Source organism: Vulcanococcus limneticus LL, assembly GCF_002252705.1.
Classification (GTDB): domain Bacteria; phylum Cyanobacteriota; class Cyanobacteriia; order PCC-6307; family Cyanobiaceae; genus Vulcanococcus; species Vulcanococcus limneticus.
The window spans coordinates 25,963-40,635 of sequence record NZ_NQLA01000008.1; the positions used below are offsets into that span (position 1 = coordinate 25,963).

Here is a 14,673-nt window from a genome sequence, read left to right on the forward strand (position 1 = left end):
GTTCAGGGCCGCGTGGGATTGGCCGGATCCGCCACTGGGTTGGGAGCGTGAGCGGTGCCAGCCGTAGGGCCATCGGCGGGAATCGGGATGACGCAGTTGCGCCCCACGCGCTTGGCCTCGTACATCCCCGCGTCGGCCCTGGCGATCAGGGCATCGCTGCTCTCGCCCGGCTGGGCCAGGGTGACGCCGATGCTGAGGCTGATCTGCAGCTCTCCCGCGACCGTGGCCACCGGAGCCTGGGCGGCCACGCGGATCTTCTCGGCGATGGCCACGGCGTTGTCCAGATCCTGCACCCCCTGCAACAGCACCAGCAGCTCATCGCCCCCCAGCCGAGCCGCCAGATCATGGCTGCGTAGACAGTCCCGGATCCGCTTGGCCAGGACGCGCAGCAGCTCATCACCGATGGCATGGCCATAGCGGTCGTTGACCGGCTTGAACGCGTCCAGGTCACAGAACAGGGCAGCCGTGCGCTGGCCGTTGCGCGGGGTGTGGCTCCTGAAGGAGTCGATTCGGGCAAGCACCTCGCGACGACTGAGCAGGCCGGTGAGCTCATCGGTGCGGGCCAGGCGGGCCAGCTCCTGCTCCGCCTTCACCTCCGCATCGATGGTGCGGAAGGAGGAGACGATGCCGTCGATCTCGCCGCTGGAATTGCGGAAGGGGCAGGCGTGGGTTTCGGCCCAGTGCCAGCGGCCGTCCCTGGCACGCACCCGGTCGCGGGCCACGACCGTGCGGCCGGCGCGCAGGGCCTCCAGGTTGTCGCGGTAGTGGCTGGCATTGCCCTCGTGCTCAAGGAACTCGGTGCCAAGGCGGCCGACCCACTCCTCCGGCATCCAGCCCAGCGTCGCCGTCAGGGACGGAGACACCCAGACAATCGTGCCGTCACCGGTCAGCTGCATCACCACATCGGAGGAGTTCTCCGCCAGGAGGCGGTATTGCAGCTCCGAGGCCGCCAGGTGCCGAGCCGCCTCCACCCGATCGCTCACATCGCGCCAGGTGCAGCTGAGGGCCTCGCCCACCCGCACCACCCGCAGATCCAGCCAGCCCTGCCGGCCCAGCTCCTCGCGGCGGAAAGGCACCTCGTTCAGCGCCAGCGGTGCTCCACTCTCCAGCACCACGGCGCACTGGCGGGGCAGATCGGTCGCCGGCTCGGCGGGCAGCAGCGCCGCCAGGGACCTGCCGAGCAGCTGCTCCCGGGGCAGCTGCAGGTCGGCGCCAGCGGCCTGGTTGGCGTCGCGACAGACGAACTCGACAGGCCGACCGGCCGCGTCGCGCAGCGGCTCCAGGGTGATGTGGGGATCGAGCAGGGAGTCGAGGATGCGGCGCAACCTCGACTCGTTGTCCTGCAGCCGCCGCTGGGTGCAGATCCGCTCGGTGATGTCGATCAGCACCCCCTCCCACACGACGCTGCCATCGGAGAGCTGACGTGGAATCGACTCGGCGCTGATCCAGCGCACCTCGCCATCCACCACGATGCGGGTTTCGCCGTAGAAGGGCAATCTGGTGGCGAACGCCTCGGCATTGCGGGCGAGCCAGGCGTCGTAGTCGTCCGGGTGGACGCAGGCGAAGGCCTTGAAGGGATCGGCCGCGGCGGCCTCGCGCTCCAGGCCACAGATCGCCAGGAAGCGCTCGCTCATGAACGCGAACGAGGCCATGCCGCCGTCGGGAGGCTGCAGCATGGTGTAGGTACCCACGGGGATCGCCTCGGTGACCGCCAGGGCGGTTTCGGCCAGCTGCAAGCGGGCCTGCTGCAGCTGTTTTTCGGCCTGGCGCCGCTGCGTGATGTCGAGCATCGACACCACCAGCATCTCCTCGAGCACCACGGCGCTGAACACCACCGCGAGGCGGCGACCGTCGGCCGTCATCACCTCGGCTTCGAGCGTCCCGACCGTTCCCTCCTGATGGCGCGCCACCTCCAGGGCCTCCGCCCAGCGTTCCATGATCTGGGCTCGGTAGGCGGGGTCGGGATAGGCCAGCCGGGACCAGTCCGACAGCCTGGGGATCGTGTCCCGGTCGTAACCCAGGGTGCGTTCAAACTGGCGATTCACATAGGTGATCGCCGGGTCCGCATCCGTCAGGGAGTTGAGTGCAATCGCAATCGGCGCGTTGTCGAGCAGGCGCTGCAGATCGAGCTCCTTGTTTTTCAGGGCCGTGATGTCACTCATCACCCCCTGCCACACGCAGCTGCCGTCGGACTGGGGCTGGGGAATGCCCTCGATCCGCACCCAGGACACGGATCCCTCGATCAGCAGCCGCCCCTCCCAGTACAGCGTCTCGCCGGCGTCGATGCTCGCCTGCCAGTGCTGGCCAAAGCTGTCGCGATCCTCCGGATGGACGCGATTGAAAGCGAGGGATTCCTGCGCGAGCACCTCCTCCCGGGTCAACCGCAGCATCTCCAGCCAGCGGCGACTGACGAACAGGAACTCCTTATCACCCGCCGCTGAGATCCGCAGCGCATAGAGGCCCACCGGCACGCTCTCCGTGACGGCCAGGGCCCAGCTGCTGCGGCTGCGCACCAGCTTCAACTCGGCCGGGGCGATGGGCGGCACCGGGGGCAGCGCCGGGATGGAGCTGGGGCCTGGAGGGAGGGAGCAGGCGATTCTTGGATCGGGGTCAAGGGGAGCCGCCTTGCCATAGAGCCAGCCCTGGCCCCTGTTCCAGCCCAGGTCGAGCAGGAAGGCCGCCTCCGCCGCCGACTCCACCCCCTCCGCCACCGTGTCCAGGCCCAGTCCTTCGGCCAGACCCGCCAAGGCCTGGGCCAGCCTCACGCTCTTCTGATCGCCCTTGGCGATTGCGGCGGTGAAGGAGCGATCCAGCTTGATGGCGTGGATGGGCAGGTCGCGCAGGTGGCTGATCGAGGAGAAACCCGTGCCGAAATCGTCGATTAGCCAACGCACCCCCAGGGCTGCCAGCTCCTCGAACGTGGTCCTCACCGCAGGCGTCAGCGTCAGCAGGTCGGACTCGGTGATCTCCAGGTGCAGCCGCGCGGCGGGCAGGCCGTCCTGCTCCAGCCACTGCCGCACCGTGTCGGCGAGACCCGGATGGCTGAGGGTGGAGGGGGTCACATTGGCCGCCACGAACAGGTGGGGCGGCAGGCTCGCCAGGGCAGTGAGGCTTTGGCGCAGAACGGCCAGATCAATCTGGGCCGCGAGGCTGGCGCGGCTGGCGGCGGGCAGGAAGGTGTCGGGCATCGCCACGCTGCCGTCCGGCTGCAGCCAGTGCACCAGCGCCTCGTAGCCCCGCAGCTCGCCGGTGTCGAGGTCCACCTGCGGCATGAACCAGGCCTGGAAGGCGTCGCTCTCCAGGGCCGCTCGGATTCGGGCCTGCAGCACCAGCTCGCCCCGCGCCCCATCGGCAAAGGCCTGTTCACCAAAGGCCACCCGGTCCCGGCCCTCGGCGGCGGCCTGGCGCATGGCCAGGCTGGCATCGCGCAACAGCTCGTCGGCGTCCTGAGCGGCTTCGGCAATGGCGATGCCGATGCTCACTGAAGGATCGATCTGGTGATCGCCGTAGGACAGGACGCCCTTGCAGGCCAGACGCAACCGCTCGGCGAGCGAGGCGGCTTCGGCCACTGAGCCAAGCCCCGGCATCAACAGCACAAAGGTGTCGGCAGTGCCGCGCGCCAGCAGCGCCGCCGGGGGCACGGCCTCTGCCAGCCGCGCGGCCAGGGTGGCGATCAGCAGGTCACCGGCCCTATGGGTCAGTGCGTCGTTGATCTGGGTGAGTCGATCGATGCCAATGCTCAGGATCGCCAGCAGCTCCGATGCTCCACTGCGCTCGACCAGGACCGCCTCCAGCTGCGCCACCATCACGCCACGGTTGGCCAGCCCCGTGAGCGGGTCGGTCTGCAGGGCCTGCAGCGCCTGCTTGGTGCTGGAGAGATCCAGGATCTGAACGATGAACAGCACCTCCGGCTGTTCCTGCTGACCCAGGCAGGAGACCGAGACCTGGCCCCAGATCACGTGTCCGTCGGCGTGGATGTAGCGCTTCTCCAGCTGGAAGCTGTCGAGCCGGCCCGCCACGATCTCCCTCACCAGATCCAGGCTCTCGTCGAGATCGTCGGGATGGGTGACATCCCGCAGCAGCATCTGGCCCAGGGCCTGCTCGTCGCGGCCCAGCAGGCGGCAGAGGGCGGGATTCACCTCCAGGAAGCGGCCCTCCGGGGTGACCAGTGCCATGCCGACTGCGGCATGGCGCATCACCTGCTCAAACAGCGCCTCCCGTCCCGCCGACGTCAGCGACAAAGCGCTGGCCCCCGTGCTGGGGCCACCGGAGCGGGAGTGGGCGCATCGCCTGCTATCTTCCCCAACCCTGCCCAAATCAATAAATTTTGCCGATTTGAGCATACGCGGGGAACTTACCGCGAATGGAGGCTTTGCAAGACGCTGAGGCCATGGAGACCGCCAGCAGTGGGAGAGGAGCTGAGGGCGGAGGCTCCTCTGGAGCGGGCCCAGGTCCGTTGGAGCGCCATGAATCTCCACAGGAGGACCGGACAGGGATTCCAGCTCTTCAACCTCATCTGGATTCCGACCTCAGCCGTCTGAGCTGGGACCTTCGGGGCCTAGAAGAGGGCACTAGGGCCGGTTTGTCTGTACCGAGCGTGACAAATTGAACCGTCCTCTGACTCCGGGAGAATCCCAGGAGGACCTCTCAGACCAGGTCGGAGCAAAACGCCCCAAGACCGCTCTGGATGGAATGGTGGTTGATGCCTCGATCGGCATTCAGGCCTGAGGCGCTGTGGCGGCCAAGGCATCCAGCAGCCTGCCCAGCAGAAGCCGGTTGCGTGCCTGAATCCGCTCACCCCAGGCCTCCAGATCAGCCAGCACCCGATCCACGCCACCGGCACCATGGGCCCGCATCACGAAGTCTGGGGCTGCTTCCACCCACGACCGCGCCAGGGCAGGGGTGATCTCGGCGTGGAACTGCAGCCCCCAGGCGCATGGGCCCATGCGGAAGGCCTGTTCGCGGCAGGCCAACGAGGAGGCCAGCAACACCGCATGGGCAGGCAAGCGGCAGCGATCGCCGTGCCAGAAGAACGCCGGTTCACAGGCATGGAACCCAGCCAGGGCCGGCTCCTCGGCAGCGGCCGGCAGCCACTGCACAGCCCCGCACCCCACTTCCGGCCGTGCCTGACGAGGATCCCCCTGGGTGAGGGGCTCCACCGCTCCGCCGGCCACATGGGCCAGCATCTGGGCACCCAGGCACAGGCCAAGCACCGGTGCCTGGGCCTCCAGGCGAGCCCTGATCAGTGCCAGTTCAGCCGGCATCCAGCCAAAAGCTGGGTCGTCGCGATCGCCCACACCCATGGTGCCGCCAAGCACCACCAGGATCTGGCCGGGCTGCTGGTCCTGGGGCAGGGGATCGCCACAATCCAGCCGACAGAGCCTCCAGGTCCATTGCCGTTCTGCCACCAGTTCGGGCAAGGTGCCGGGCCCAACCAGCGCCTGGTGCTGCAGCACGATCACTTCAGGCATGGCGCCCACTGTTGGATCTGAACCCCAGGTCGGCTTCCCAGACGCTGATGATCAAGGTGACCTGGAGATCCTCAGCCTGGCCGGTGGCGGTAGGCCAGCCACCACCTGCGGCGGGTGTTCGACGGGCGTCGCTACGTGGAGCGAGTGCGAATTCCCGTGGATCGGGGAACCCCAGCGGGCGTGCCCGTGGTTTTTGGGAAACGGAGGGGGTGGGATTCGAACCCACGGTGCCTTTCGGCACGCCGGTTTTCAAGACCGGAGTAGTTGCCACAAGAATGCATGATAGGACTTGTCTTTTGGAGAGAGGGCGAATCTGCTTGACCACTTCTTGACCGCTGTGGTGTTGGATGCCTGGGCGGCCTCGCAAACTTCCGCCAGATACCAGCCGAGAGATCGCCAGCAACGGACGGCAGGGACACGGATGGTTTTGAAATCATGGCGTGGAGTGCCTAGTCGGGGCGTAAGTAAGGCGGGGAGAAGCTTCTTGGACTCCTGCAGCAGGGCCACTTCACGCACCGCGGGGTCGCCGTAGGCAGCGCGGATGTGGATCCGGGCCCGGCGCACCAGGCGGTTCAAGCTGGCGTCCATCACGCCTTTGATGCGGGTGATGGCGTCGTCGTCGATGGAACGGAGGAGGCTTTGTCGCGCTCCAGGAGGTTTATTGCTCCTTCAAAGGGGCCGGCGTTGATGTCGCCCGCGGTGTGGGTCACCTGGATGCGGAGTCCCCGGGCCTCGTAGGTGTCGAGGGCGTCTGCCGCTACGCGGCCTCCGGCATCGGGGGCGGGAGTGGGCTTCGCACCATCCTGGGCACCAGCGTCCTCGGGGGGAGCCAGGGCCATCTCCCGCTGGGCGGCCATGGAGAGCATCTGGGTTTCGAACTGGGCTGCGGTGGTCTCGGCCAGCTGCTCGGTGACGGCGTCGTTGAGGGGGGTCTCGAGGGAGAACTCGGCCGAGCCGAAGCGGGCCTGGCGGATCTCGATGGGCTGGAGGACACCCAGCTGCGCGTAGATCGTGTCGCTGTCTGCAGCGAGCTTGCGCAGGGTGGCCTTCTCTTCGTCCGTCTGGGTGAAGACCGAGGGGAAGTGGACTTCCCAGTCCTCGGGGGGACGGCCTTTGGCAGGGCCCTCACGGGCGGCGAGGATGTAGGTGAAGATCTGGGTGACAGGGTCCTGGCAATAGCCGCTCTGCCACTCCTCAACGAGGCTGGCCCAGACGCGCTCCTCGAAGCGGCCTTCTTTGCCGAGGCCACCGGGGCTTGTGCCCATGAGGATGGAGGCGGGCCAGCCGGTGACAGCCTGCAGGTACTGGACAAAGGGTTCGGTGGCGCTGGCGATGTTCGTCAGGTTCCGGGAGAGGTTGGAGAGGGTCTCCTCCTTGTCCAGGACGTAGGTGCCGTACACGGAGCGGGAGAGGCGGTTGAGCTCCAGGCGCTTGCGGATGGCGTCCTCCCCGCCGGCGGCGATGCGCTGCATGAGGCCCGGCATGTTGTGGACCAGGAGGTCGCCTTCCGAGATCAGGGCGTTGAGGCCGTGGAGGGAGCTGACGTAGTCCTGCCAGGCGTCCCAGATGACTTCAATGACGGACTGGCCCCATCCGGTGTTGTTGACGCGGAGGTTCCAGGGCAGCTCAAGGTTCAGATCCAGGATGTTGCTTAGGGAGAGTCTGGATAACCCAGGAAATTGCCCAAGGCAGGGACTGAGACTCATGCCCCGTCTTAATGGCGATTTCTCAGCAGGAGGTTGTCCAGACCTTCCTTAGATATTAACCGTGAAACAACCTGTCCGTTCTGACCGGAAAACCCACTTATCCGCTTGGTCCAGGAGTCGCTCACTTGCTGTATGCAAAAGCTGCATCACACTGCCCCCATCTCTATCAAGAGTTGTTTCACGAGCTTGCAACTCGCCAGGCTTATCTTTAGACTGCTCGAAAGCTTTTTCTTATGAACAGCGTTTTGTCAGCGTTTGTCTTTTGGACGGCCGGAATTGTTCTTATTGTATCTGGCATAAAGAGCATTAATATCCAAGCCGCTTCTGAAGTGGACGGTTCGAGCAGTCTTATCGCTGAGAACATCCGGAGCAGAGGCTACCAGACATTAGGCTTAGGAATCGCTTTTATCGGGTTTGGCTGCATACCTGTGAGGGGTGGCGCTAAAAATGATAATGACCAAGCCTGAGCTACTAGTACTGGATCGTTGTGAGTATGTATTTTGGCATTGGCTGGCTAGCCCCGCGATTTAAGACGGCTGCTTCGTTTGCATCAAGAAGACCACAGCTTTCCGGCGTTATCTTGCTCTTGACAATTGCTGCAGGCTATTTGTCTTTAGAACGCATTAGTTATTATCGCGGAATTTCGGCGCAGCGGGCCGACTGCATCGCTAACAGGGACAGGATAAGGCATCTTTATGTCGAGTCGGAACGACTTGCCGATAGCGCATACTCGCTTGGCGATTCAATTGACTCTATCGGCATTGGCCGAGTTCAGGAAATTAGGGATAAAGCAAAAGAAAACTTTGACCTGTGCAAGAGCCTGCTCGAGAATTGGTGAACTGAGGTCAGCAGTGTTAGCGGCCATCTGCTGTAATCTTTCTTGGATATATTCCTGCGGCTTGGGAAGCTCTGAAAAAACCCGTACTTCCGCGTGAAAATGGCAGCGTGATCGGAGGCCGGGACTGAGGTGATGGGTGGTCAACAGCTCAGCCTCTCGGTTTACGAGCCCACCACGGCCAAGAAACAGAACAAACGGGACCTTAAACGCATACCCCACTTCTGCTCCACGAATGCCAGAGACCAGGCCGGGCGCCAAAAGCCCCGGGCCTTGACTCCCGGGAATAGCCGAATCCTGGCCCCCCCGCGCAGCAAACCTGCTCCCGCAAGCCTGCTGCAGCCCAGCTTCTATGCGATATCCGCATAGCTTCCAGGCATCTTGTTATGGGTCTCATCGGCATCGGGTACCAGGGGATGACCAGTTCGCATTCAAGGGTCAGGATGGGGCTCGACACTCTCCTGCACTCTGGTTCGCCAGGGTCGTCCAGCCCACTCCATGAGCCCTCCGACCATCTACGAGCTCTGCCGGCCGCGGGCCGACGTGCTGGAGGGGCGGATCCGGGATGAGGACTTCGCGGCTGACCTCAGCCAGGTGCTCAAGGGAACGGCGCCGGAGCTCTACAAGAACCCGGCTGTTTTCTTCGCCAACACCCACCCAACCCGGGGCCTACGCGACCTGTTTCTGGCGGTGGTGGACCGGCTCACCGGTTCCGGCAGCCAGCTGGGCAGCATCCTGCGGCTTGACACCAGTTACGGCGGCGGCAAGACCCATGGCCTGATCGGCCTGCGCCACATCCTCACGGCCGCCGATCAGATCCCCAACCTGGCGGAGTTCATCGACCCGGCTCGCCTTCCCCGTGAGCCGGTCACGGTTGCGGCCTTCGACGGGGAGAACGCCGACCCGATGAACGGCCGGCGGATGGCCACCACGGGGGAGGGGGGCGACATCTTGGCCTACACGCCCTGGGGTGAGCTGGCGGTGCAGCTGGCTGGCGCACCGGGATACGAGCGCATCCGCAACAGCGATCGCCTCGGCGCTGCGCCTCCTGGTGCTGAAACCCTGCGGGAGCTGATCGGCGAGCGGCCGGTGCTGATCCTGATCGATGAGCTCTCGATCTACCTGCGCAAGATCAAGGGCCCAGCTGCCGGCCAGGCCGCCGAGCAGCTCACCCCCTTCCTCACCGACCTGATCAAGGCGGTCAACTCCTCCCCCCAGGCGGTGCTGGTGTTCACCCTGGCCCTGGGCAAGGGCGGCCAGGCGGTCGATGCCTACGCCGAGGAGAACCAGCGGATCGATCGGATCTTCGCCGAGCTGCAGTCGGTGACGGGCCGGCAGATCACCGCCCTCACCCCCACCAGCGAAGACGAAACCGTCCAGGTGCTGTGCCGGCGCCTGTTCGAGTGGATCGACCGCAGCCGGGCCGAGGAGGTGGTGCGCGCCTACCAGGAGATCTGGCAGCGCCACGGGGATGCCCTCCCGCCGGCGGGTCAGAACGACGATCGTGCCGAGGAGCTCCGACGCGGCTATCCGCTCCACCCGGAGCTGATCCAGACCCTGATGCAGAAAACCGCCACCCTGGAGAACTTCCAGCGGGTGCGGGGCATGCTTCGCCTGCTGGCGCAGACAGTGGGCCAGCTCTGGCGGGAGCAGCCCCGCGCCTCAGCGATCCACCTGCATCACATCGATCCGGGCAACGAGCGGATCCGGCTGGAGATCAGCACCAAGCTGGCCCAGCAGGCATTCATTCCCGCGGTGCGGGCGGATGTCTCCAGCACCGCGGCCGAGGGCGGCAAGGCCCTGGCCCAGCGCCTCGATGCAAGTGAGTTCAGCGGCCTGGAGCCCTACGGCTCGATGGTGGCCCGCACGGTGCTGTTCCACTCGCTGGCCTTCAACGAGCCGCTCAAGGGTCTGAGCCGGCTGGAGCTGAACTACAGCCTCTACGCCCCCGGCGTCGATCCGGCCTTTGTCGACAAGGCCGTCCGCCACCTGCAGGAGGAGTCGGAATACCTGGACGACAGCGGCACCAGCAAGCTGCGCTTCCTCACCGACGCCAACCTCAACCAGATGGTGAGGAAGCGGGAGGGGCAGTTCGATCTGGAGACGGTGCGGCAGGAGCTGAATGCCCGCATCGGTACGATCTTCGCCAAGCAGCGGTTTGAGCCGGTGCGATTCCCGGCCAGTCCAGCCGACATTCCCGATGACACCGACGGCCCCTACCTGGCAGTGATCCACTGGGAGGGGCACACGGTGGAGCAGTCCAACGTGCAGCTGCCGGAGCTGGTGGTGCGGCTGTTCAAGGAGAAGGGCGACAACGCCAACCTCAGGCTGAACCGCAACAACGTGGTGTTCGTCTGCGCCGATCGGCTCCAGGTCGACGACATGCTGCGCAAGACCCGCACCTATCTGGCGCTGCAGCAGATGCAGCAGGGCGACCTGTTCGCCAGCCTGCAGTCGCACCAGCAGGACCAGGTAAAGGAGCGCTACGGGCAGGCCCAGCAGGCCTTCGCGCTGGCGGTGCAGCAGGCCTACCGGCATGTCTTCTTCCCTGAGCGCGGCCCCTGGCCTGACACGCCGCTCACCCATGCGGCGATCACCGTCACCAGCGCGAGCAGTGAACCGGGGGTGGGCCAGAGGCAGGTGGAACGGGTGCTGCGGGAAGCCCGCGAGCTGGTGCTGGCTGAAGACCAGCCGCCGGCCCCGAACTACATGGCCGACAAGACGCCGCTAAAGCGCCAGGGGGTGATGAGCACCCAGCAGCTGCGCAACGAGTACTACCGCGATCCAGCGCTGCCGATTCTGCTGGGCGATCAGGTGCTCAAGGCCTGCCTGCGCAAAGGACTCGACGAAGGTCTGTTCGTTTACAAGGAGGGCGAGCGGCTTGAGGGGCAAGGACTCCCTCCCGGCATCCTCTCAATTAGTGAAGACGCCCAGATCTTCATGATGGAGAAGGCCCTGGAGATGGGCATCTGGCCGCCCAAGACCAAGGAGAGCGAGCCGACGACTGTCATTGGCCTGCCGCCAAACCAAGGCGGCGGTGCCTCGACAGGGCAAACAGGCGTGGTCGGCTCCGGAGGCTCCATCACGCAGCCCTTCGGAGGTGGTAGCGGGAGCGGACCAGTCGGCGGAAGTGGCATCCCTCAGCCGGTCACGCCCGGCGTGATCGAGCGGACGGACAACATCAAGACCGCCCTCACCCAGCTCGCGGAGCAGGTGAGCAGCTCGGGCAAGGCGATCAAGGCCATCACCTGGCGGATGAACAGTGGCGACGGCTTCCTGCCAATGGCCCTGCTCAAAGCGGAACCTGGGGCCACCGTGCGGGTCGAGATGATGGAAGGCGGCTGGAGCAGCGGCGACGGCAATGCCGAATGGACCTTCGAGTTCAACGGCACGCCGGAGGAGGCCACCTACCTGCGCAGCTTCATCGAGGGCCAGTGGCGCCGGGGGGGAGAGAAGGCGCTCGACATCACCTACCAGCTCCAGTACGAGCCTGCCTTGAGCTGGGATGACGGCGGCGAGGGCTGGATCGGTCGCCTGACCCGGGCCGGCCTGGCCACCCAGTCCGCCACGATCCGCCTGGAGCTCACCAACGCATGACCCAGGCCATCGCCTCAGGCCGTCCGGCCTACGAACTGCGCAGCAGGCAGCGCGGCCCCAGCGATCTGGAGCTGGAGGTGTGGCAGGTGCTCAGCACCGCCACCCCCGAACTGAAGGAGCCCAGGCGCGTTGCCGGCCTGGGCGGCCACAAGCTGCTGCTGGTGGAGGGGGCGGTGCTGCGGCGTCTCAAGGCGGAGAAGGTGAGCCTGGCCAAGCTCAAGAAGGGCGAGGCCCGCCGCGATCCCCTGTCTGAGGATCTGGCCCTGGCGATGGGCCTGCTGTTCAAGCTGCTGGCCCCGATGCGCAACGTGGCCGCGATCGAGAACTGCGCCCGCGGCATCGATGCCATGGCCCGCGAAGAGGCCGCCTACTGGCTGGGGATGGCCATGCACCGCAAGAACCCCAGACGGGTGCTGGCGGCGCTGCGATTGCTGCTCTCGGCAACCTAGCGATAACATTGGAGTTATCAGCTTGAACTGGGAGGTCGTCTTCTACTCGTTGCCAAGCGGCAAGCAGCCAGTCCTCGCCTGGCTTGCCGAGCAGTCGCCGGAGGTGCGCGCATCCTTCGCTCACCTGTTCGAGCTGCTCGAAAGGAACGGCACAGCCATGGGAGAGCCCCATGTGAAGCCCCTTGGCAAAAAGCTCTACGAGCTGCGAGTGAACGGACGCGATGGCACCTATCGCACGCTGTACTTCGCCGCGACGGGACGCCGGTTCGTGATGGTGCACGGCTTCCAGAAAAAAACCAGAAAACACCCAAGGCCGAGCTAGACAAAGCCCTCAGGCGCATGGCCGATTTTCTCGCCACCGACCCCACTCCCTGACATGACCACTGCGGCAACCACCAACACGAGGCACCACCCCAGCTGGCGCGAAGTGCGCGATGGCTTCCTGGCTGACCCAGCGGTGCAGGTGTCGTATCAGGAACTGGCACCCCGTTTTGCGGTGGTGCGGCAGCTCATCGCCCTGCGAGAGCAGCGGGGCTTGAGCCAGCGCGAACTGGCCGATCGCGCCGGTATGAAGCAGCCCCAGCTGGCCCGCCTGGAAACCGGGCAGGTGGAACCCAAGCTCGACACGCTGCAACGACTCGCAACCGCCATGGGGTGCAGGGTTCGCGTGAGCTTCGAGCCCGCTGATCAAACCGCTGTGCAAGGAGAGCCCGCCCTGCCATGAACCTCAACGTCGTCTTTGATGTCCCGGCCCTGGTCGCCCAGGGGCTGATGAATGGCTCACTGGAGCGGGTGGGGGGTGTGGTGCGCGACGCCTCCAGCAAGCAGGTAGTGATGTGGCTGCAGGAGGGTGGGTCAGGGGTCTCGAAGGCCCTGACCAATCCACCCTTGGCAGGGGGGGCGAATGCCCTAGCAGCTGCTAACCCTTATCTAGCAGCAGTCGATATCGGTGTATCTGTGGCTGGATTCGCGATGGTGCTCCAGCAGCTGAACCGCATCAGTGATCAGATCCGGGCCGTGGAGGCCAAGGTGGATCGGATCAGCCACAAGCTCGACGATCAGGCTCTGGCTCAGCTGAAGGCTGGTATCAATGCCTGCCAGAACGCGGTGGAACTTCAGGATCCGAACCTGCGGATCCAGATGGCAGGCCAGGCGCTCACCACCCTCCATGCCGCCCGTCAGTACTTCAATCAGCAGGTAATACGCAGTGCGGGAAAGGCGGAAGCCACCAGCGCTGAATACGTGGGCTTGGCGTTTGTGGCCCTTGCTGCCGAAGTGCAGACCTACCTGCAGCTGGATGAAGGCGCCAAAGCCGCCCGAATCCTGACGCAGGGCCTGGAGGAGCTGCGGCCAGGGCTCACCCAGCTGATGAATGCCGTACTGGATTGCACGTGCCATTACCTCAAGCCTGAGTTCGCCGGTCAGGTTGACCTGGATCTGATTCTCTGGCTTCACAACGGGTTCCGACGAATGAAGTGCAAGCCAGGTGAATCTGTCGAGCAGCTCAGCGCTTCTGAGCTGTTTGAGATCATGCGGCCCCACATCACCAAGGTCTTCAAGAGCCACGAGGATTGGCACGGTGAGATCCCCCAGGTGATCGTCGACACCAGTGATGTCCCTGATTGGTGGATTGGTCCTCTGAACCAGGGCACAGACAAGGCTGCTCGATTCAGGCAGGTGAAAGAGGAGCTCGCCGAAGGCCTCAACAAGATCGTTGCGTTGGTGGAAGCACACGACAGGCTGATAGCCCAGGTACTTCAACTCGAAGAGATGGAGCGATTAGGGCTGAAGCCCATGGATCTGAAGCAGCAGCTCTTGCTACCGGAGGGCCCGGCGTCTGCCGTTGTTCTTGATGCTCGTTGGATTGCCCAGGAGGCTTGGTCCAGATGAATTTCTTCATGACACACTTGTCATCTTTCAAGTACAGACATGATCAGCTTGAGACGCTCGGACTGATACATGTTGATTCTTATCGTCGCGGCGAGGTCCCCAGGGGGTACAACTAGCAATGGATAACACTGCTCATTTGGCTCTTGATGCCGTTGTGGCCGCCACGGGGTCGACAAAGTCAACCACCGGACAGCTTGATCTAAGAGTTTATATCCCCTTATTCTCGTTTGTTGGAGCTCTATGTGGAAGTATTGTCGCAGCCTTCGCTCAGGTTCAGATCGCAAGGTTCAACGCAGATCGCTCGGACAGGTCCAGGCTCGCAGCCCGAAGGGAAGAGATTGTCTCGGAGGGAATTTTAGGGCTAATTAGGCTCGACCCATGCAGCAAGAAAGACGGTGAAGCAAACCAGCTTGCTTTGCGATCTGCGAATTCCATTAAGCTATTTCTCGACGATAACAGAATGGCTGACAAGAGACTGGAGGAGTCCGTGGACACTCTCATTCATCTGTACTCGTGTATAGCCAACCCAAGTCAGGACGAAGAGCTTGTGGACAGGATCATGAGCCTGGAAGATCCGGATTCCGATGCCAGCAGTATCGAAATAGAACGACTTGAAGATTTGCTGGAGCTCTTGGAGGATGCCCGCACCGAAGCTCTCATGGCAGCAAGAGAACTGATCGCAGACGATAGGGCGAGGCTGCAAAGTCAATCCGCGCCGCGTTAAT

10 protein-coding genes are annotated in these 14,673 nt (G+C 64.4%); 7 read left to right on the plus strand and 3 right to left on the minus strand.

Annotation, left to right across the window (positions count from 1 at the left end):
• Nucleotides 1-2: 2 nt before the first annotated feature.
• From CJZ98_RS05790 to CJZ98_RS05800, 3 genes are all read right to left on the minus strand, one after another.
• Entirely contained in the window at nucleotides 3-4,343 is a 4,341-nt protein-coding gene (locus CJZ98_RS05790) for a diguanylate cyclase domain-containing protein (RefSeq protein ID WP_094589329.1), read from the minus strand.
• A gap of 375 nt (nucleotides 4,344-4,718) precedes the next feature.
• On the minus strand, nucleotides 4,719-5,471 hold the full coding sequence (locus CJZ98_RS05795; protein WP_094589330.1) for a type 1 glutamine amidotransferase: 753 nt from the start codon (nucleotides 5,469-5,471) through the stop codon (nucleotides 4,719-4,721).
• A 587-nt stretch (nucleotides 5,472-6,058) separates the two neighbouring features.
• The gene (locus tag CJZ98_RS05800; protein WP_094589331.1) at nucleotides 6,059-7,177 is read right to left on the minus strand and encodes an anti-CBASS protein Acb1 family protein; all 1,119 of its coding nucleotides are present in this window, start codon (nucleotides 7,175-7,177) and stop codon (nucleotides 6,059-6,061) included.
• Nucleotides 7,178-7,670: 493 nt separating this feature from the next.
• Here CJZ98_RS05800 and CJZ98_RS18190 point away from each other — a divergent pair, with 493 nt between their 5' ends.
• The 7 genes from CJZ98_RS18190 to CJZ98_RS18200 all read left to right on the plus strand — a co-directional run bounded on the left by CJZ98_RS18190 (nucleotide 7,671) and on the right by CJZ98_RS18200 (nucleotide 14,672).
• The gene (locus tag CJZ98_RS18190) at nucleotides 7,671-8,015 is read left to right on the plus strand and encodes a hypothetical protein (protein WP_157910887.1); all 345 of its coding nucleotides are present in this window, start codon (nucleotides 7,671-7,673) and stop codon (nucleotides 8,013-8,015) included.
• A 495-nt stretch (nucleotides 8,016-8,510) separates the two neighbouring features.
• Nucleotides 8,511-11,609, plus strand: a complete 3,099-nt coding sequence (locus CJZ98_RS05805; protein WP_094589332.1) for an ATP-binding protein — start codon at nucleotides 8,511-8,513, stop codon at nucleotides 11,607-11,609.
• A complete protein-coding gene (locus CJZ98_RS05810; RefSeq protein ID WP_094589333.1) occupies nucleotides 11,606-12,058 on the plus strand; it encodes a DUF7680 family protein in 453 nt (150 codons plus the stop codon). Before CJZ98_RS05805 ends, CJZ98_RS05810 begins: the two co-directional genes overlap by 4 nt.
• Before the next feature lie 22 nt (nucleotides 12,059-12,080).
• The gene (locus tag CJZ98_RS05815) at nucleotides 12,081-12,380 is read left to right on the plus strand and encodes a type II toxin-antitoxin system RelE/ParE family toxin (RefSeq protein ID WP_157910888.1); all 300 of its coding nucleotides are present in this window, start codon (nucleotides 12,081-12,083) and stop codon (nucleotides 12,378-12,380) included.
• Nucleotides 12,381-12,434: 54 nt separating this feature from the next.
• Nucleotides 12,435-12,782 carry a helix-turn-helix domain-containing protein gene (locus CJZ98_RS05820; protein WP_094589338.1) on the plus strand — a complete coding sequence of 116 codons (348 nt, stop codon included), beginning with the start codon at nucleotides 12,435-12,437 and terminating at the stop codon, nucleotides 12,780-12,782.
• Nucleotides 12,779-13,948, plus strand: a complete 1,170-nt coding sequence (locus tag CJZ98_RS18195; RefSeq protein ID WP_157910889.1) for a hypothetical protein — start codon at nucleotides 12,779-12,781, stop codon at nucleotides 13,946-13,948. Before CJZ98_RS05820 ends, CJZ98_RS18195 begins: the two co-directional genes overlap by 4 nt.
• A 118-nt stretch (nucleotides 13,949-14,066) precedes the next feature.
• Nucleotides 14,067-14,672: a hypothetical protein gene (locus CJZ98_RS18200; protein ID WP_198537527.1), complete on the plus strand. Its 606-nt coding sequence runs from the start codon at nucleotides 14,067-14,069 to the stop codon at nucleotides 14,670-14,672.
• The last annotated feature ends 1 nt before the right edge of the window (nucleotide 14,673 follow it).